The organism is Actinacidiphila cocklensis (genome assembly GCF_907177275.1).
In the GTDB taxonomy this organism is placed as follows: Bacteria; Actinomycetota; Actinomycetes; order Streptomycetales; family Streptomycetaceae; genus Actinacidiphila; species Actinacidiphila cocklensis.
Window position 1 is genome coordinate 21,747 of the sequence record NZ_CAJSLV010000095.1, and the last position, 19,152, is coordinate 40,898.

Here is a 19,152-nt window from a genome sequence, read left to right on the forward strand (position 1 = left end):
GCAAGGAGTCGTGGACAGCGTGACCGCACTTGACCGCACCAGCACCGTGGCCGTCGTCGGCACGGGGACCATGGGGCAGGGAATCGCACAGGTGGCGCTGCTCGCCGGCCACCGGGTGCTGCTGCACGACGCGGCCCCCGGCCGGGCGCAGGTCGCGGCCGACGCCGTGGCGGGCCGCCTGGACCGGCTCGTCGCCAAGGGCAGGCTCGGCGCGACCGACCTCAAGGAGGCGCTGGCCCGGCTGGTTCCTGTGGAGAGCACCCCGGACCTGGCCGGGGCCGCACTGGTGGTGGAGGCCGTGGTCGAGGACCTGGCCGTCAAGCAGGCGCTGTTCGCCGAACTGGAGGCGGTCGTCGGCGACGACTGCCTGCTGGCGACCAACACCTCCTCGCTGCCGGTGACCGCCGTCGCCGGTGCCCTTCGGCTGCCGGGCCGCCTGGTCGGGCTGCACTTCTTCAACCCGGCCCCGCTGCTGCCGCTGGTCGAGGTGGTCGCGGGTGCCGCCACCGGCGCCGCTGCCGTCACCACCGCCTACGACACCGCCGCCGCCTGGGGCAAGACGCCGGTGCGCTGCACCGACACCCCCGGCTTCGTCGTCAACCGCATCGCCCGCCCCTTCTACGCGGAGGCGCTGCGGGTGTACGAGGAGCGCGTCGCCGACCCCGCGACCATCGACGCGGTGCTGCGCGAATGCGGCGGCTTCGCCATGGGGCCGTTCGAGCTGATGGACCTGATCGGCCAGGACGTCAACGAGGCCGTCACCCGGTCGGTCTGGGAGGCCTTCTTCCACGACCCGAAGTTCACCCCGTCGCTGGCCCAGCGCCGTCTGGTCGAGTCGGGGCGGCTCGGCCGGAAGACCGGCCGCGGCTGGTTCGGCTACTCCCCTGACTCCGGCGGCGCGCGCGGTGCACGGGACGGCGGCGGCGTATCGGCGCCGGAATTCCCACCGCATACTGCCGAGCCCGCCGTCGGGCCGCCGTCCATCGTGCTGCGCGGCGACCTCGGCCCCGCGCGGGCGCTCGCCGGGCTCTTCGGCGAGTCGGGGATCGAGGTGCGCGAGGAGCCGGCTGACGGCCCTGGCGCGATCATGCTGCCCGGCGGTGTGCCGCTGCGGCTGGCCGACGGTCTTCCCATGCCCGCACCCGGTGTCCGCTTCGACCTGGCCCTGGACTACCGCACGGCCACCCGGGTCGCCGTCGCCCCCTGCGCGGGGGTGCACGCCGGCGCGGTGGACCACGCGGTGGGGCTCTTCCAGGCGCTGGGCAAGGATGTCAGCGTCATCGCGGAGGTGCCCGGTCTGATCGTGGCGCGCACCGTCGCCATGCTGGTCGACCTCGCGACCGACGCGGTCGCCCGGCAGGTCGCCTCCGCCCGGGACATCGACACCGCGATGCGGCAGGGCGTCAGCTATCCGCTGGGTCCGCTGGAGTGGGGCGAGCTGATTTCCGCGGCATATGTGCGGGATCTGCTGGACGCGCTGCACCGCGACTCCCCCACCGGCCGCTACGCCCCCTGCCGGGAGCTGAGGCGACGTGCGGACGCGGCCGGAGGTGTGATCTCCTCATGACCATGCCCAAGCGCGACACCTATACGCCGGACTCGCTGCTCGCCGTGGCCGTGGAGGTCTTCAACGAGCGCGGCTACGACGGCACGTCCATGGAGGACCTCTCGCGCGCGGCGGGCATCTCGAAATCCTCGATCTACCACCATGTGCGCGGCAAGGAGGAACTGCTCAACCGGGCGGTCGGCCGCGCCCTCGACGGGCTGTTCGGCATCCTCGACCAGCCGGAGGCCGGAAACGGCCGCGCGGTGCAGCGGCTGGAGTACGTCATCCGGCGTACGGCCGTCGTCCTCATGGACGAACTTCCCTACGTCACGCTGCTGCTGCGGGTCCGCGGGAACACCACGACCGAGCGGTGGGCGATGGAGCGCAGGCGGGAGTTCGACCAGCAGGTGGCCAAGCTGCTCAAGGCGGCGGTGGCGGAGGGCGATCTGCGGGTGGACGTCGAGGTCAGGCTGGCCACCAGGCTGCTGTTCGGGATGATCAACTCCATAGTCGAGTGGTACCGCCCCGCCGTGAAGGGGGCGCTCGACCGGGACCAGGTCGCCGACGCCGTGGTGCGGCTGGCCTTCGACGGACTGCGTGCGTAGACCGGTCCGGCCGCGGGCGGGGCAGCGGTCCGCGTATTGGTACAGACCATTGACTCAGGGCGTCGATCACCGCCACGATCCAGCCATGCTGACGGCCGACCGCTCCTTTGTGCGAACCCTGGCGCCGCTGCGTGCGGCCGGTGCCTCGGCGCTCGCGGTGTCCCTGCTGCTGCTCGCCGGCTGCGGCGGCTCCTCGGACGGTGCCGACGCCGCGTCGGCCCCGAGCGCCTCGGTCAACGACTTCGGCTGCCTGTCACCCGAACAGGCCAATGCCGGCTATGTGACCTTCCCCAGCTCGGAGAACCAGGACGTCGAGGCCTACGCGGCCGGCAAGGGCGGTACCGCGCTGATCCTGGCGCACCAGGCCGACGGCGACGTCTGCCAGTGGGTGCCGGACGCCGACGAGCTGGCCGCGGACGGCTACCGGGTCATCGCGGTGGACTCCGCGGGCAGCGAGGTCGCGGAGATCACCGCGGCCGTCACCTACGCCCGGGCCAGGGGCGCGCACAAAGTGCTGCTGATCGGCGCCTCCAAGGGCGGCACCGCGGTGCTGGCCTCGGCCGGCTCGATCACGCCGCCGGTCGACGCGGTGGTCTCGCTGTCGGCGCCCGCGGACTACAGCGGCATGGACGCGGCGGGCACCGTACCGAACCTGGCGATGCCGGTCTTCTACATGGCCGCGGAGGGCGACACGGACTTCGCCGCCTCGACCAGGGATCTCAGCAAGGCCACCACGAAGGCCGCGGAGAACCGGTTGAGCATCGTGGACGGCCCCAACCACGGGGTGAGCATGCTGGACGACGCCGCCAACTTCGCGAAGGTCAAGGCCTTCGTACGGAAGTACGGCAGCTGAGCCGCCGGGTCAGTCCCCGACCACCAGGTCGGTCTCCTCGAAGACCAGCAGCGTCCTGCTGCTCAGCACCTCCTCGATGGACTGCAGCCGGGTGAGGACCAGCTCGCGCAGGCTGCGGTTGTCGGCGGTGTGCACGAGCAGCAGGACGTCGAAGTCGCCGCTCACCAGTGCGATGTGGGCGACACCCGGAAGGGTGACGAGCTTCTCCCGCACCGTCCGCCAGGAGTTCTGGACGATCTTGAGGGTGATGTACGCGGAAGCGCCGTGCCCGGCCCGTTCGTGGTCGACCCGGGCGGTGAAACCCCGTATCACCCCGTCCTCGATGAGCCGGTTGATCCGGGCGTAGGCGTTCGCCCTGGACACGTGCACCCGCTCGGCCGCCGAGCGTATCGACGCCCTGCCGTCCTCCTGCAGCAGCCGCACAATGGTGCGGTCGATCGAGTCCAGAGGTCGGACCGTCGGGTCTTCGTCAGCCATCTGTTCTCTCGCCATCCCCCGCAAGCTCCCTACCATGGACGTACTGGCTCCATCTCAGGCTGTGCAGAACCGTTTGTCCACAGGCGGAACCACCCCGTAGCCAAAATGCCTCCGGCGACCGAACAATCGGTAGGGAGAGCGGAACCCGCTCGCGCTACCGATTACTCAGGCCACCGACCACAAGGAGGTGCTCGCGATGACCGTGCTGGACACCCCTGCCTGGCGGCCTCGCGCCGACGCCGCGCCGCTGCTGCCCGACCCGGAGCCGTACCGGCTGCTCGGCACCCCCGCCGCGGCGGACCTGGACCCGGCGCTGCTCGGCCTGCTGTACGGCCAGCTCGTCCGCGGCCGCCGCTACAACGTGCAGGCCACCGCCCTGACCAAACAGGGCCGCCTCGCCGTCTACCCGTCCAGCACCGGCCAGGAGGCCTGCGAGATCGCCGCCGCCCTCGCGCTGCGCCCCCGCGACTGGCTCTTTCCCAGCTACCGCGACACCCTCGCCGTCGTCGCCCGCGGGGTCGACCCCGTCGAGGCGCTGACGCTGCTGCGCGGCGACTGGCACACCGGCTACGACTCGCGCGAGCACCGCGTCGCACCCCTCAGCACCCCGCTGGCCACCCAGCTGCCGCACGCCGTGGGCCTCGCGCACGCGGCCCGGCTCAGCGGCGACCCGGTGGCCGCGCTGGCCATGGTCGGCGACGGCGGGACCAGCGAGGGCGACTTCCACGAGGCGCTCAACTTCGCGGCCGTCTGGAAGGCCCCCGTGGTCTTCCTGGTGCAGAACAACGGCTTCGCCATCTCCGTCCCGCTGGCCAAGCAGACCGCGGCCCCTACTTTCGCCCACAAGGCGGTCGGCTACGGCATGCCGGGCCGGCTGGTGGACGGCAACGACGTGGCAGCCGTCCACGAGGTGCTCACCGAGGCGGTCGAGCGCGCCCGCGACGGCGGCGGACCCACCCTGGTCGAGGCCGTCACCTACCGGATCGACGCGCACACCAACGCCGACGACGCCACCCGCTACCGGGAGGAGTCCGAGGTCGCGGCCTGGCGCGCGCACGACCCCGTCGAGCTGCTGGAAAGAGAGCTGACGGCCCGCGGGCTGCTCGACGACGCCGCACGGCAGCGCGCGCTCGACGACGCCGAGGCGATGGCCGCCGACCTGCGCGAGCGGATGCACGCCGAGCCGCAGCTCGACCCGATGGAGCTGTTCGAGCACGTCTACGCCGACCTGACACCGCAACTGCGCGAGCAGGCCGCGCAGCTGCGGGCGGAAATGGCAGCGGAGCGTCAGTCATGACGACGGCCACCAGCGCGGCGGACCGGGCCGCGGCTCCCACCCGCAGACCCGCGACCATGGCGCAGGCGCTCAACCAGGCGCTGCGTGACGCCCTCACCGCCGACCCCGCGGTGCACGTGATGGGCGAGGACGTCGGCACCCTCGGCGGCGTCTTCCGCATCACCGACGGGCTCACCAGGGACTTCGGCGAGGACCGCTGCACGGACACCCCGCTGGCCGAGGCGGGCATCCTCGGCGCCGCCGTCGGCATGGCGATGTACGGGCTGCGGCCCGTGGTGGAGATGCAGTTCGACGCCTTCGCCTACCCGGCGTTCGAGCAGCTCGTCAGCCATGTCTCGCGGATGCGCAACCGCACCCGGGGGGCGCTGCCGATGCCCATCACCGTGCGGATCCCCTACGGCGGCGGCATCGGCGGCGTCGAGCACCACAGCGACTCCTCCGAGGCGTACTACCTGCACACCCCCGGCCTGCACGTGGTCACCCCGGCGACCGTCGAGGACGCCTACGGGCTGCTGCGGGCGGCCATCGCCTCCGACGACCCGGTGATCTTCCTCGAACCCAAGCGGCTGTACTGGTCGAAGGCCGACTGGTCGCCGCAGGAGCCGTCCACGGTGCCGCCGATCGGCCGGGCCGTGGTGCGCCGCCCCGGGCGTACGGCGACGCTGATCACCTACGGCCCCTCGCTGCCGGTGTGCCTGGAGGCGGCGGAGGCGGCCACGGAGGAAGGGTGGGACCTGGGCGTGGTCGACCTGCGCAGCCTGGTGCCCTTCGACGAGGAGACGGTCGCCGAGGCCGTCCGCGGCACCGGGCGGGCGGTCGTCGTCCACGAGTCGTCGGGCTTCGGCGGTGCGGGGGCCGAGATCGCGGCGCGTATCACCGAGCGCTGCTTCCACCACCTTGAGGCGCCCGTACTGCGGGTCGCCGGATTCGACATCCCCTACCCGCCGCCGATGCTCGAACGGCACCATCTGCCGGGCGTGGACCGCATCCTCGACGCCGTCGGCCGGTTGCAGTGGGAGGAGCGCTGATGGCCGTCGTGCGCGAATTCACCCTCCCCGACCTGGGGGAAGGGCTCACCGAGGCGGAGATCGTCCGCTGGCTGGTGCAGGTCGGCGAGGTCGTCGCCGTCGACCAGCCGGTGGTCGAGATGGAGACGGCCAAGGCGGTCGTCGAGGTGCCGTGCCCGTACGGCGGCGTGGTGACCGCGCGCTTCGGCGAGGAGGGCGAGTCGCTCGCCGTGGGGCGCCCGCTGGTCACGGTGGCCGTGGGCTCGGCCGCCGACAGCGCGCACCCCGCGGACGGTGACGCCGGAGGAGACGGGCAGGGCTCGGGCAACGTCCTGGTCGGTTACGGCACCGGCGCTGCCGTCGCCCGGCGGCGGCAGCGCGTACGGGCGACCGCCCGCCCGGCGGGCGGTGCCGGCATCTCGGACGGGGCGGTCGCGGCCCCGGAGCGGCCCGCGGCAGGGCAGGGCGCCCCCGCGGGCAGTGCCGCGGCGGACGCCGACGGCGGCCCGGTGGCCGTCATCTCGCCGCTGGTCAGGCGCCTCGCCCGGGAGCACGGCCTGGATCTGCGCCGGCTGGCGGGAAGCGGTCCCGAGGGGCTGATCCTGCGCTCTGACGTCGAGCGCGCGATCGCCGCCCCGGCCCCCTCCGAGGCCACGGACGGCGCGGAACGGGTGCCGCTGCGCGGGATACGCCGGGCCGTCGCGGAGAAGCTGACCCGCAGCCGCCGGGAGATCCCCGACGCCACCTGCTGGGTGGACGCCGACGCCACGGAACTGCTCGCCGCCCGGGCCGCGATGAACGCCTCGGGGGAGCGGCGGATCTCCGTCCTGGCGCTGCTCGCCCGGGTGGTGACGGCCGCTCTCGCCCGCTACCCGGACCTCAACTCCACGGTGGACACCGAGCGTTCCGAGATCGTCCGGCTGCCCGCGGTGCACCTCGGCTTCGCGGCGCAGACCGACCGCGGCCTGGTGGTGCCGGTGCTGCGCGACGCGCACACCATGACCACGACCGCGCTCGCCGCCGAGATCGCACGGCTCACCGAGGCGGCGAGGACCGGGTCGCTGACCCCCGCGGAGCTGACCGGCGGCACGTTCACGCTGAACAACTACGGGGTCTTCGGCGTCGACGGCTCCACGCCGATCATCAACCACCCCGAGGCCGCGATGCTGGGCGTCGGCCGGATCGCCGCCAAGCCGTGGGTGCACGAGGGCGAGCTGGCGGTACGGGAGGTGGTGCAGCTGTCCTTCACCTTCGACCACCGGGTGTGCGACGGCGGCACCGCGGGCGGTTTCCTGCGGCTGGTGGCGGACTGCGTGGAGCAGCCCGCGGTGCTGCTCGCCGGGGTGTGACGCGGACCCCGGCCGGGGAAGTCCCTGACCGGGGACTTCCCCGGCCGGGGGATACTCGCGGGCATGACGACGAGCTACGACGCGGTGGTACTCGCGGGCGGCGCGGCCAGACGGCTCGGCGGCACCGACAAGCCCGCGCTCGCGGTCGGCGGCCGGATGCTGCTCGACCGGGTGCTCACCGCCTGCGCGGGCGCCGACCGTACCGTCGTGGTGGGGCCGCGCAGGCCGACCGCCCTGCCGGTGCGGTGGACCAGGGAGCGGCCCGCGGGCGGCGGCCCGCTGCCCGCGCTCGCCGCCGGCCTTGCCGCCCTCACCGGTGACGGCCGCCCGGATGCGGTCGTCGTGCTCGCCGCCGACCTGCCGTTCCTGACGGCGCCCACCGTGGCGGCGCTCACCGAGGCCCTGGCCGCCGCGGCCGGGACCTGCGAGGGCGTCCTGCTCAGCGATCCCGGCGGGCGCGACCAGCCGCTGGCGGCGGCGTATCTGACGGAGCCGCTGCGCCGCGAACTCGCCCTGCTCGGCACCGAGCACGGCACCCTGAACGGTCTGCCGCTGCGCCTGCTGACCGGCGAGCTGACGCTGCGCCGGATCGCCGACCCGACGGGCGATGCCAGCTTCGACTGCGACACCTGGGACGACGTGGCCGCCGCACGGGCCAGGCTGGACGGCGACCCCGGCCGCTGAGCAGGCGCGGCGCCGCCCCCGCCCGGCTTCGTACGTCCACCCGCGCGGCCCGGTGCGAATCCGAGGGGTGAGCCTGGGTGGCTTGCGGGGGCGGATCGGGGACCATGGGCGTGTGGTGGACGAATGGATCGCAGCAGCCAAGACCGAACTGGGCATCGACCTCGACGTGGACACCGGCGTCCTGCTGGACCTGGCGCGTGACGCGGCGCACGGGGTCGCGCGGCCCGCCGCCCCGCTGACCACCTTTCTGGTGGGGTACGCGGCGGCTCAGGCGGGCGGCGGACCCGAGGCCGTACGGGAGGCGGCGCGGAAGGCCGCGGACCTGGCGCTGCGCTGGACGCAGGAGTCGGGCGGATGAACGGCCCACGTGAGCAGGGCCGTCCGGGAGGTGACGCCGCCGACCGGGCACTCGACGACGCCCTCGCGCTGGCCAACGGTCCCCGCGGATCGGGACCCGCCTCACGGCCGCCGGGCAACGATCCGCTGGCCGTCGCGCTCGGACACGAGCCGGACGATCGCCCGGAAGTCCGGCCCCGGCCGCACGGCGACACCGTCTCCTGGCCCGAGGCGCGGCGGATCGCGCGCCGGGTCGGCCGCCGGCTCGACGCGCGGGCGCTGCCGCTCGGCGACGAGCTGCTCGGCATGGCGCTGGCGCGCGCCCTGGTGGCGCTGACGGATCTGCCGTCGTTCGACTCCTCCGCCATGGACGGCTGGGCGGTCGCGGGAACCGGCCCGTGGCGGCTGAAGGGCCAGGCGCTGGCCGGGCAGCGGGGTTCTGCCGAGGCGCTGCTCGGCGGCCACGCCGTCCGTATCGCCACCGGGGCCGTGCTGCCCGCCGGCACCACAGCGGTGCTGCGCAGCGAGTACGGCAGCGTCCGGAGCAGGACCGACGGGGAGTGGCTGCACGTCCTGGCCCCGCACCCCGCGCCCCGCCCTGGCCAGGAGATACGGCGCAGGGGACAGGAGTGCCGCGGCGGCGACGAGCTGCTGCCCGCGGGCGCGGTGGTGACCCCCGCGGTGCTGGGCCTGGCCGCGGCGGCGGGATACGACGAACTGACCGTCACCATGCGCCCCCGGGTGGAGATCCTGGTGCTCGGCGACGAGTTGCTCGACCACGGGCCGCCGCGGGCCGGCCGGGTGCGTGACGCGCTCGGCCCGATGCTGCCGTCCTGGCTGCGCGCCCTGGGTGCGGACGTCACCGGGGTGCGGCGGCTGGCGGACGACGCCGAGGTGCTGTACGCCGCCGTCGCAGCGAGCACCGCGGACCTGGTCGTGACGACCGGCGGTACGGCGGGCGGCCCGGTCGACCATGTGCACCCCGTGCTGGCGGCGTCGGGCGCGAGGCTGCTGGTCGACGGGGTGGCGGTGCGGCCGGGGCACCCGATGCTGCTGGCCGAACTTCCCGCCGGGGGGCTGCTGGCGGGGCTCCCGGGCAATCCGCTCGCGGCGGTCTCCGGGGTGCTGACCCTGGTGGCTCCCGTGCTGCGCACGCTCGCCGGCCGCCCGGTGCCCGCTCCGTACGCGGCTCCGCTGACCGCGGACGTGACGGGGCATCCGGTGGACACCCGGCTGGTGCCCGTCGTCTTCGACGACGAGTCGGCGGCGCGGCCGCTGCACTTCGCCGGCCCGGCGATGCTGCGCGGCCTGGCCGCCGCCGACGGCATGGCGGTGATCCCGCCGGGTGGCGCGAGGGCAGGTCAGGAGACGGCGGTGCTGGACACCGGGGCGCTGGCCCCGGCGTGGGGGAGCGGCACGTGACGTCGCGGTACGGCGGCGGGGCGCCGGACGCCGGGGACTCGCCGCCGGGTCCGCCCAGCGGCTCCCGGGTCGCCTTCCCGCGGCCTTCGATCGGCCCGCTGGTGCAGGTCGGGCGGCGTCTGCTGCTGGCGCTGCTGGTGCTCGCCATCACGGTGCTCATCGTCTACGCGGACCGCAGCGGCTACCACGACAACGCCGACGACTCGGTGTCCTTCCTCGACTCCCTCTACTACGCGACAGTGACGCTGTCGACGACCGGCTACGGCGACATCGTCCCGTACAGCACGGGGCGCGGCTGAGCAACACCTTCCTGGTGACGCCGCTGCGGGTGATCTTCCTGATCATCCTGGTCGGCACCACCCTCGAAGTGCTGACCGAGCGGACCAGGGAGCAGTTCCGCCTGACCCGCTGGAGGAGAACGTTGCAGGACCATGTCGTCATCGTGGGCTACGGCACCAAGGGCCGGTCGGCGGCGCGGACGCTGCTGGGGCACGGGGTGCCGCCGGAGCGGATCGTGGTCGTCGACCCCGACCCGAAGGTGGTGGAGGGCGCGACCGAGGAGGGTTACGTGGCGGTCGCGGGCGACGCGACCCGCAGCGATGTGCTGTGGCGGGCCGAGGCGCAGCGCGCGCGGCAGATCGTCGTCGCGGCCCAGCGGGACGACACCGCGGTCCTGGTGACCCTGACGGCCCGGCAGGTGAACCCGGGCGCGCACATCGTGGCGTCGGTGCGCGAGGAGGAGAACGCGCCGCTGGTGCGCCAGTCGGGCGCCGACTCCGTCATCACCAGTTCGGGCGCCGCCGGGCGGCTGCTCGGGCAGTCCGTGCTCAGCCCGAGTGTGGGGCGGGTGATGGACGACCCGATCACGTACGGCAGCGGGCTCGACCTCATCGAGCGGCCGGTTGACCCCTCCGAGGCGGGACTTGCCCCGCGGGAGGTTCGCGACCTGGTGGTTTCGGTGATGCGCGACGCGCGGCTGCTCGACCACGACGACCCCGAGGCGAACCCGCTGCGGGCCACCGACCGGCTGATCACGATCTGCCGGGCGAGCGACGGCCCGGCCGCGGCACGGCTGGGCTGAACTGCCGCCGCCTGCACTGCCGGTCGCCGCACTGCGCGACCGAATCTGACGCTCCGTGACCAATTGACGCATCGTCACATCACCACATGCCACCGATACTTGCTCGGCGCACGATCGATCAGTGGTGATATGATCACGCCGCTTGTCGGCGCCAGCCAAAGCGAGTAAGACGGACGGCAATCCGGTCGAGAGCGTTAACCACTCCGAGGAGCACCATGCCGCAGTCGGGCATATGGAGCCGTTTCGATTTATCGACGCCTCGGTGCCGCTGCCGACAGGACGTGTGTGATGCCCCCGGACCCCGCGGGCGCCGTACGGCGCCATCGCTTCTCGGGACATTCCGGACGCAAAAGCACAGTACCCCCATTCAGTCCTTGGTGGTCGTCTAGTCGTTTAAAGAGAGTCTCATGACGCATTACATACAGGATCCAGCGCTCTGGGCTCTGATCGCTGGCACGCCGCTCGCTGCCACCGTCATCCTCCGCGAGCGCAGAGCCCGAAGCAAGACACGCAGGGAAAAGGCGGCCATCGAGAGCCGCTACGCGGAACTCGAAAACAGCTACGCCGGTTCCGTGCACGAGGCGAGGATCCGTGCGGAGGACGCCACCAAGAGTGCGCTGAAATCCGCGATGCGGACGCTGCAGGGTCTCGCCAACGAACAGCAGCTGGCCATCTCCAAGGCGCAGGGGAAATACGGCGAGCACTATGTGCTGCAGGATCTCCTGGAAATCGACCACATGAACTCGCAGTTCGGCCGGCGAGCCCAGGCGATCGCCGTTCTCTGTGACGGCTGGCTCGGCAGGCAGCGGGCCGACGCCTCGGTCTACGACGTGGTGCGCAGCGCAAAGGGAAGAATCCGCCACTACACCCGGGTCGAGATCCGCTCGCAGAGCAACTTCGCGATGACCGGCCGGGCGGTGGAACCGGTCGCCCTGGCACTCGCGGAACTGCTCGACAACGCGACCAGTTACTCCGCGCCGGACTCCCCCATCGACATCACCACCCGCACCGTGCCCAAGGGTGTCTGCATCATCATCGACGATGCAGGTGTCGGTATGAACGAGGAGGAGAAGAAGCGGGCCGACTATCTGCTGTCGCCGCAGGGTCCCACCGACATCACAGCACTGGGAAATCCGCCGCAGTTCGGTTTCGCGGTCATCGGAGTGCTGGCCGCACGCTACGGATTCAGCGTTTCCGTCGATTCGTCCTCTCCGTACGGTGGTGTACGTGCGGTGGTGCTGATTCCCGAGGAGCTTCTGACCAGCATGCCAGAGCCGGAAGAAGCACCCACGCCCTCCCGCCCGTTGGAGGCAGCAGCGCCAGAGAACAGCACTTCCACCCCCGGTGGCCTGCCGAAACGTAGTCGAAAGGGCTCGATTTCCATCGTGCCGACAGCAGATTCCACGCGTGCCCCGGCTCGGACGGAAGCGGAAACTGCCTCGATTATGGCCGCCTTCCAGCTCGGCACGCAGTCCGGGCGCTCCGCAAACACGGAAGGGCACGATCCGCAGTGAACAACGACCTGTCATGGATGCTTGACAGCGCCCTGGAAGTACCAGGGGCACGTCATGCCATCCTGATCTCCGCCGACGGCCTTCTCATGGCCAGGTCCCAGGAGATCAGGAAGGACGACGCCGACACCGTCGCCGCTGCCATGAGCGGTATCCAGTCGCTGAGCCGCACCATGGCGAGCTTCTGCGGCGGTTCCCATATGCAGTGGCGGCAGACTCTGGTCGAGTTCGATGGCGGATGGGTCTTCCTCATCGCCGCGGGGGCGGGCGCGTATCTGGCCGTCTCGTCCGCGCCCGACGTCGACATGGGCGCCATCACCTTCCGGATGCAGCAACTCGTCGGGCAACTCGGCAAGGCGCTGACCAGTCCGGTGCGAGAAAACACGGGCACCCAGGCATGAACACACCTGGGGAGCCCGAGGAAATGTCAGCGGATTTAGTGCGCCCGTACGTCATCACGAACGGGCGCGGGCTGCCGGACAACGACCAGTTCAACCTCATCACCCTGGTCACCACGTCCGACCAGCCACGCCCGAGCCAACTCGACCCCGAAAAGCGCAGTGTCCTCGACCTGTGCTCTGGCGGGCTTCTCTCGGTCGCCGAGATCGCGGGGCACATGAAGCTCCCGATCGGCATCGTGAAGGTCCTGCTGTCCGACCTGTCGTCGGACGGATATCTCGTCGTACGCGCCCCCGTGCCACCCGCGCAACTTGTCGACGTATCACTCCTCCAGGAGGTGCTGAATGGGCTCCAAGCTCGATTCGGCTGATGGCGTCTATCTGGACGACGCGGTGCAGATCGCGGCCAAGATTCTGGTCGTGGGGCACTTCGCCGTCGGAAAGACGACGTTCATCGGCACCATGTCCGAGATTCCTCCGCTGCGCACCGAGGAGCGGATGACGCAGGCCGGCGCCCACATCGACGACCTCAAGGGAGTCCGCGGGAAGTCCACGACCACCGTGGCGATGGACTTCGGCCGTATCACGCTCAGTAACAAGCTGGTGCTGTACCTCTTCGGGACACCCGGGCAGGAGCGGTTCGTCCAGGTGTGGGAGGACATGACCAGGGGCGCCCTCGGTGCGCTGATCCTGGTCGACCCCGAGCGGCTCAAAGAGTCCTTCCCCGTGATCGACCTGGTGGAGCAGTACGGACTTCCCTATGCGATCTCCGTCAACCACTTCGACGAAACGCCGGTCCGCCCCGAAAGCGAGCTGCGTGAAGCCCTCGATCTGCTGCCTGAAACACCCGTCATCAGCTGTGACGCCCGTGATCAGAAGTCATCCGCCGACGCGTTGATCGCTCTGGTCCGGTATCTGCAGACGCGTACCGATAGGAGCACGACGTGAGCATCGATTCAGAACTTCCCTCGCCGCCTCCCGGCTGCCCCGCCCACGGGCGGGTGCCGATGTACGGCCCGGAGTTCGCGGCGGACCCGAATGCCTACTACGAGTGGATGCGCAACTTCGGGGCCACCGCGCCGGTCGAGTTGGCGCCCGGCGTGAACGCGACCCTCGTGACGGACTATCTGGCGTCGCTTCAACTGCTGCAGAATCCGGACACCTTCCGCAAGGACTCGCGCCACTGGCGGGACTTCAACCACGGCCTGATCAGTCCGAACAGCCCGGTGGTGCCGCTGCTCGCCTACCGGCCGAACTGCATGTTCAGCGACGGCTCGGACCACCTGCGGCTGCGGCAGGCGGTGACGGACACGATGGCCAGGGTGGACGCGCACCAGCTCAACCGGAATGTCGACCGCGTATCGACCTACCTCATCGAGCAGTTCCACTCCCGCGGCTCCGTCGACCTGCTCAACGACTACGCCAAGCTGCTGCCGCTCTTCGTTTTCAGCGAACTCTTCGGCTGCCCCGCCGACATCGGCGACCGGATCATCTTCGGTATCAACGGAATATTCGACGGTATCAACGCGGAAAAGGCCAACGAGGTACTCGCGCAGAGCGTTGCCGAACTTGTCGCGCTGCGGCGGGCAAAGCCGGGGGACGATGTCACGTCCTGGCTCATGGAGCACCCGGCGAAGCTTACCGACGAAGAAATGGCCCACCAGCTCGTTCTGCTTCTCGGGGCGGGAGCGGAACCGCTGCGGAATCTTATCGGGAACGGGCTCTGCCTCATTCTGTCCGACGAGCGGTATTCGGGCGGCGGCATGCTGGTCGAGGACGCCATCGACGAGGTGCTGTGGAACAACCCGCCCATGTCGAACTACGCGCCCCACTACCCGGTGGCCGACGTCGACTTCGCCGGGACCAGGCTGAACGCGGGTGACCTGGTACTGGTCAGCTTCGCGGCGGCCAACCGGGACCCGGCCTTCTCCGGGTCGCGCCAGCTGCTCAGCAAGCGCGCCCACCTGGCGTGGAGCACCGGCCCGCACGGCTGCCCGGCCAAGGACCCCGCCCAGCTCATCACGGTCGCGGCCATCGAGAACCTGCTCAATCGGCTGCCCGACATCGAGCTCGCGGTGCCCGAGGACAGCCTGACCTGGCGCCCCGGCCCCTTCAACCGTGCGCTGGCCGCGCTGCCCGCCCGGTTTACTCCGGTTCGTGCCGAGAAGCCGCAGGCCGCGTCACAGGCACAGGCCCAGCCGGGTGGTAACCAGGCGCGACCGCAGGGCAAGCCGGAAAAGGGTGGCTTGTGGAGTTCGTTCCTGACCTGGTGGAAGGTGTGATTCACGCCACATCTGGAATATGCCAGCAGATCGCATGACCGTCAGGTGGGACGGGTAGTCAACGAGGCGAATTTCGCGTTGGCCAAAAACCATAAGGAGCAGCGTGGTGCATGTCGCCCCCGGCGCACCCGTCCACCGACGTTCCGCGGTTCCAGCGGCATCACTACTACTACGTAAGTCCCGGCCCAAGGTGGACAATTTACTGATAGGCAATAGAACCCGTGTGCTAGGTGATTCCATACCCGCCCCTCGGGGCGGGTATCTTAACGCCCGCATGACGGATAATTCGGCTTTCCGTGTCGTATTGCGGGGGGTGCGATGAGGAGCCGGACTCCGGAAGCGGAGGAACTCCCGGGCCGCGTCGCGTCGTCGGCAGGGGGTACGCGACTGGGCGACCTCGTCGCCAGGCAGCTGACCGGGCTGTGCGAGGTGGCCGCCCTGGACAAGGCCGACGCGGAGACCTACGCCGATGTGCTGACCGGCAGTCTGGGGCCGGTGGCCGAAAGGCCGTTGGCGCTGCCGCCGCCCTCGCGGAGCTTCCTGTCCGACGACCACACCCCGGTCGAGTTCTCGCTGTCCTTCCTGCCGGGCGCGGCTCCCGCACTCCGGGTGCTGCTCGAACCGGGCTGCGGCAGCGACGACATGGTGGAGAACGGCCGCACCGGACTGCGGGCGATCCGGGAGATGGCGGAGCGCTGGCGCTTCGACACCGGTCATCTCGACCGGCTCGAGGACCTGTTCTTCCCGGCGTCCGCCGAAGGCCCGCTGGCCCTGTGGTGCGCTCTGGAGCTGCGGCCCGGTGGAGTCCCGCGGGTCAAGATCTACCTCAACCCGGCGGCATCCGGGCAGGACCGGGCTGCCGAGACGGTCCAGGAGGCGCTGGCCAGGCTCGGCCACCGCAAGGCCTTCGCCGCCCTGCCCAAGGCCGACAACCTGCTCTTCGTCGGCCTGGACCTCGGCGACTGGAAGGCACCCCGGGTCAAGGTCTACCTCACCCACAACGGCCTCTCCGCCGAGGAGGCCGGCTCCCTGCCCGCCATGACGCCCGCGGGAGGCCGCGAGCAGATGGCCGGCTTCGTGCGCGCCGCCGGCGGCTACACCGCGGCGGAGGACAGCGAACTGCCCCTCAGGCGCCGCACCCTGACCTGCCACTCCTTCACGGAGACCGCGACCGGCCTGCCCAGCGGCTACACCGTGCACGTGCCCGTCCGGGCCTACGTCCAGCACGACGGGCAGGCGCGGGAGCGCGCCGCCGCCGTGCTGCGCAGCCACGGCATGGACAGCGACGCACTCGACCGGGCACTGGCCGCCGTGACCCCGCGCCCGCTGAGCGACGGCCGCGGCCTCATCGCCTATGTGTCGCTGGTCCACCAGCGGGGCCACCCGCCCCGGGCGACCGTGTACGTCTCCTCGGAGGCGTACCAGGTACAGCCGCCCCACCTGGGGCCCGGGGCCGGCCGCTAAGCACTTCTCCGAACCACAGCACCGCAGAAAGACAGGAGCACGTTCAGCATGGAGCCGTACAGGATCAAGGTCGTCGAGCCCATCCCGCAACTGACGCGGCAGCAGCGCGAGGAGGCGCTGAAACGCGTGCACTACAACCTCTTCGACCTGCGGGCCGAGGAGGTGACCATCGACCTGCTGACGGACTCCGGAACCGGTGCGCTGTCGGCCGCGCAGCTGGCCGCCGGCATGGCGGGCGACGAGTCCTACTCGGGCTCCCGCTCCTTCTACCGCTTCCACGAGGCCGTCACTGAGCTGACCGGATACGCGCACATCCTGCCGGCCCACCAGGGCCGCGCGGCCGAGCGCATCCTCTTCAACACCCTGCTGGAACCCGGCCGCATCGTGCTGGCCAACACCCATTTCGACACCACCAGGGCGAACGTGGAGCTCTCCGGTGCCGAGGCCCGCGACCTGCCCTGCGCCGAGGCCCGGAACCTCGACAGCGCCGAGCACTTCAAGGGGAACATCGACCTCGACGCGCTCAGCCGGACGCTGGACGGCCCCGACGGCTCCCGGGTCGCCATGGTCGTCATGACCATCACCAACAACGGCGGCGGCGGGCAGCCCGTCTCCATGGACAACCTCAAGCGGACCTCCGCCCTGTGCCGCCGGCACGGTGTCCCCTTCTTCCTGGACGCCGCCCGCTTCGCCGAGAACGCCTGGCTGGTGACCCGCCACGAGCCCGAATACCGCGACCGCACCCCCCGCCAGGTCGCCGAGGAGGCCTTCCGGCTGGCCGACGGCTGCATGATGAGCGCCAAGAAGGACGCCATCGTCCACATCGGCGGATTCATCGGGCTCAACGACCCCGAACTCGCCCAGCGCTGCGAACTGCTGCTCATCGCCACCGAGGGCTTCGCGACCTACGGCGGTCTGGCCGGGCGCGACCTCGACATGATGGCCCAGGGACTGACCGAGGTCACCGAGCCCGCCTACCTCGCCGAGCGGGCCGACGTGGCCGCCCACCTCGCCCACCGGGTGCGCTCCGCCGGCGTCGACATCATCGAGCCGCCCGGCATGCACGCCCTCTACCTCAACGCCGGCCGCCTGCTCCCGCACATACCGGCGCACCACTTCCCCGGCCACGCCCTCGCCTGCCAGCTCTATCTGGAGGGCGGCATCCGGTCGGCCGAACTCGGCTCCCTCTACCTCGGCGAGGAGGACGAGGACGGCAACCCGACCAAGAGCGCGCCCTACGAGCTGGTCAGGCTCGCGCTGCCGCGCCGGGTCTACACCCGCAGCCACTACGACCACGTCGGCGAGACCCTGGCCGAGATCGCCAAGCGGGCGGACAGCGTGTACGGCTTCCGCATCGTCGAACAGTCGCCGATCCTGCGGCACTTCCGCGCCACGCTCGAACCCGTGCCCGTCCACGGCTGACCGCATCACCCGGCACCCCGCCCGCCCCGGCCCCCGCCGGGGCGGGCGGGGTGCCGCTCCGTCCGGCCTGCGCGGGTCCCTTAGGGTCGAGCCATGCGTGCGATCACGATTTCCGAACCGGGCGGCCCCGATGCGCTGGTCCTGGCGGACGTCCCCGATCCCGTGCCCGCCTCCGGCGAGGTACTGGTCGAGGTCTCCGCCTCGGCCGTGAACCGTGCCGACGTCCTCCAGCGGATGGGCTTCTACGATCCGCCGCCCGGGGCCTCCCGCTACCCCGGACTGGAGTGCTCCGGGCGGATCGCGGCCCTCGGCCCCGGCGTCACCGGCTGGGCGGTCGGCGACCAGGTGTGCGCACTGCTCTCCGGCGGCGGCTACGCGGAGAAGGTCGCCGTCCCCGTCGGCCAGCTGCTGCCTGTCCCCAGGGGCGTCGACCTCGTGACGGCGGCCGCGCTGCCCGAGGTGACCGCGACGGTCTGGTCCAACGTCTTCCAGGTCGCCCACCTGCGACCGGGCGAGACCCTGCTCGTCCACGGCGGGTCCAGCGGCATCGGCACCATGGCGATCCAGCTGGGCAAGGCGGTCGGCGCGACCGTGGTGACGACCGCGGGCAGCGAGCGGAAACTGGCCGCCTGCCGGGACCTGGGCGCCGACGTCCTGGTCAACTACCGGGAGCAGGACTTCGTCGAGGTGCTGGGTCGCCGCGGCGCCGACGTCATCCTGGACGTGGTCGGTGCCGCATACCTGGACCGCAACATCGACGCCCTGGCCGTGAACGGCAGGCTCGTCGTGATCGGCATGCAGGGCGGGGTGAAGGCCGAACTCAACCTCGGCAAGCTGCTCGCCAAGCGCGCCGCCGTCGTGGCGACCAGCCTGCGGGCCAGGCCGGTCGAGGAGAAGACGGCGATCATCGCCGCCGTGCTCGAACACGTCTGGCCGCTCGTCGAGGCGGGCACCGTCCACCCGGTCGTGGACCGCGCGCTGCCGCTGGGCTCGGCCGCAGAAGCCCACCGCCTGATGGAGAGCAGCGAGCACATCGGCAAGATCCTGCTCACGGTCTGACCGCTGCCGCACCACCGCGTCGCCGTCCCGGCCCCGATGACGGCCCCGATGCCGCCCGGGATGCCGGAAATGTCGCTTCGTGTGACGCTGGGACCACCGAGAGTCCGGCGGAGAGGCGATATGCGTGCGGTGGGCAACGGGCAGGCGGGCGATGCTGCGGATCGCGGCACACCCGACCCGGCCGACCCGCATCGCCGCCGCCCGGGTCGCGGCCCCCATCGTCCTCGCGGCGGCCCTGATCGCACCGGCCGGCGCCGCCTGGGCCACTGAGCCGACGCCCACCGCCCCGGCCGCACCCTTTCCGCGTGCGGCCGGCGGCGCTCCCGCGCCGGGGGGAGCCGCCGCCCCCGGTGCGGTCC

The 19,152-nt window shown here is 71.6% G+C and carries 16 protein-coding genes and 4 pseudogenes; 19 read left to right on the forward strand and 1 reads right to left on the reverse strand.

Going from position 1 to position 19,152, the window contains the following annotated elements:
• Positions 1-19: 19 nt before the first annotated feature.
• The 3 genes from NFU81_RS33975 (at position 20) to NFU81_RS33985 (ending at position 3,004) form a co-directional block, all read left to right on the forward strand.
• The gene (locus NFU81_RS33975; RefSeq protein WP_251498991.1) at positions 20-1,567 is read left to right on the forward strand and encodes a 3-hydroxyacyl-CoA dehydrogenase; all 1,548 of its coding nucleotides are present in this window, start codon (positions 20-22) and stop codon (positions 1,565-1,567) included.
• A complete protein-coding gene (locus tag NFU81_RS33980; RefSeq protein WP_251498993.1) occupies positions 1,564-2,151 on the forward strand; it encodes a TetR/AcrR family transcriptional regulator in 588 nt (195 codons plus the stop codon). The genes NFU81_RS33975 and NFU81_RS33980 overlap by 4 nt, the downstream gene beginning before the upstream one ends.
• Before the next feature lie 85 nt (positions 2,152-2,236).
• A complete protein-coding gene (locus tag NFU81_RS33985) occupies positions 2,237-3,004 on the forward strand; it encodes an alpha/beta hydrolase family protein (protein ID WP_251498995.1) in 768 nt (255 codons plus the stop codon).
• A gap of 9 nt (positions 3,005-3,013) precedes the next feature.
• Here the strand turns inward: NFU81_RS33985 and NFU81_RS33990 are convergent, their stop codons facing one another.
• On the reverse strand, positions 3,014-3,496 hold the full coding sequence (locus NFU81_RS33990) for an Lrp/AsnC family transcriptional regulator (protein ID WP_251498996.1): 483 nt from the start codon (positions 3,494-3,496) through the stop codon (positions 3,014-3,016).
• A gap of 181 nt (positions 3,497-3,677) precedes the next feature.
• On the opposite strand from NFU81_RS33990, the gene pdhA reads away from it, so the two are divergent.
• From pdhA to NFU81_RS34070, 16 genes and pseudogenes are all read left to right on the forward strand, one after another.
• Positions 3,678-4,778 (forward strand): pyruvate dehydrogenase (acetyl-transferring) E1 component subunit alpha, encoded by a 1,101-nt coding sequence (gene pdhA / locus NFU81_RS33995; protein ID WP_251498998.1) that lies wholly within the window; start codon positions 3,678-3,680, stop codon positions 4,776-4,778.
• Positions 4,775-5,806, forward strand: coding sequence for an alpha-ketoacid dehydrogenase subunit beta (locus tag NFU81_RS34000; RefSeq protein ID WP_251498999.1), 1,032 nt, complete (start codon positions 4,775-4,777; stop codon positions 5,804-5,806). Before pdhA ends, NFU81_RS34000 begins: the two co-directional genes overlap by 4 nt.
• On the forward strand, positions 5,806-7,134 hold the full coding sequence (locus NFU81_RS34005) for a dihydrolipoamide acetyltransferase family protein (RefSeq protein ID WP_251499001.1): 1,329 nt from the start codon (positions 5,806-5,808) through the stop codon (positions 7,132-7,134). Before NFU81_RS34000 ends, NFU81_RS34005 begins: the two co-directional genes overlap by 1 nt.
• A gap of 63 nt (positions 7,135-7,197) precedes the next feature.
• Positions 7,198-7,791, forward strand: a pseudogene (gene mobA, locus NFU81_RS34010) (molybdenum cofactor guanylyltransferase); the annotation flags it as partial.
• A gap of 118 nt (positions 7,792-7,909) precedes the next feature.
• A pseudogene (locus NFU81_RS34015) lies at positions 7,910-8,176 on the forward strand (DUF6457 domain-containing protein); the annotation flags it as partial.
• Positions 8,173-9,576, forward strand: coding sequence for a molybdopterin molybdotransferase MoeA (locus NFU81_RS34020; RefSeq protein ID WP_251499002.1), 1,404 nt, complete (start codon positions 8,173-8,175; stop codon positions 9,574-9,576). The pseudogene NFU81_RS34015 and the gene NFU81_RS34020, both read left to right, overlap by 4 nt.
• 89 nt (positions 9,577-9,665) lie before the next feature.
• Positions 9,666-10,657, forward strand: a pseudogene (locus NFU81_RS34025) (potassium channel family protein).
• A 407-nt stretch (positions 10,658-11,064) separates the two neighbouring features.
• Positions 11,065-12,171, forward strand: a complete 1,107-nt coding sequence (locus NFU81_RS34030) for an ATP-binding protein (protein WP_251499004.1) — start codon at positions 11,065-11,067, stop codon at positions 12,169-12,171.
• Complete coding sequence (locus tag NFU81_RS34035) at positions 12,168-12,569, forward strand: roadblock/LC7 domain-containing protein (protein WP_033175494.1); 402 nt, start codon at positions 12,168-12,170, stop codon at positions 12,567-12,569. Before NFU81_RS34030 ends, NFU81_RS34035 begins: the two co-directional genes overlap by 4 nt.
• Positions 12,566-12,937: a DUF742 domain-containing protein gene (locus NFU81_RS34040; protein WP_251499006.1), complete on the forward strand. Its 372-nt coding sequence runs from the start codon at positions 12,566-12,568 to the stop codon at positions 12,935-12,937. Before NFU81_RS34035 ends, NFU81_RS34040 begins: the two co-directional genes overlap by 4 nt.
• A complete protein-coding gene (locus NFU81_RS34045) occupies positions 12,912-13,514 on the forward strand; it encodes a GTP-binding protein (protein ID WP_251499008.1) in 603 nt (200 codons plus the stop codon). Before NFU81_RS34040 ends, NFU81_RS34045 begins: the two co-directional genes overlap by 26 nt.
• Positions 13,511-14,848: a cytochrome P450 gene (locus NFU81_RS34050; RefSeq protein WP_251499010.1), complete on the forward strand. Its 1,338-nt coding sequence runs from the start codon at positions 13,511-13,513 to the stop codon at positions 14,846-14,848. The genes NFU81_RS34045 and NFU81_RS34050 overlap by 4 nt, the downstream gene beginning before the upstream one ends.
• A gap of 318 nt (positions 14,849-15,166) precedes the next feature.
• Positions 15,167-16,312 carry a tryptophan dimethylallyltransferase family protein gene (locus tag NFU81_RS34055; RefSeq protein WP_251499012.1) on the forward strand — a complete coding sequence of 382 codons (1,146 nt, stop codon included), beginning with the start codon at positions 15,167-15,169 and terminating at the stop codon, positions 16,310-16,312.
• Between the two features lie 48 nt (positions 16,313-16,360).
• Positions 16,361-17,734 carry a tryptophanase gene (locus NFU81_RS34060; protein ID WP_251499014.1) on the forward strand — a complete coding sequence of 458 codons (1,374 nt, stop codon included), beginning with the start codon at positions 16,361-16,363 and terminating at the stop codon, positions 17,732-17,734.
• 93 nt (positions 17,735-17,827) lie between these two features.
• Positions 17,828-18,793 carry an NAD(P)H-quinone oxidoreductase gene (locus NFU81_RS34065; RefSeq protein ID WP_251499016.1) on the forward strand — a complete coding sequence of 322 codons (966 nt, stop codon included), beginning with the start codon at positions 17,828-17,830 and terminating at the stop codon, positions 18,791-18,793.
• A gap of 124 nt (positions 18,794-18,917) precedes the next feature.
• A pseudogene (locus tag NFU81_RS34070) lies at positions 18,918-19,152 on the forward strand (hypothetical protein); the annotation flags it as partial.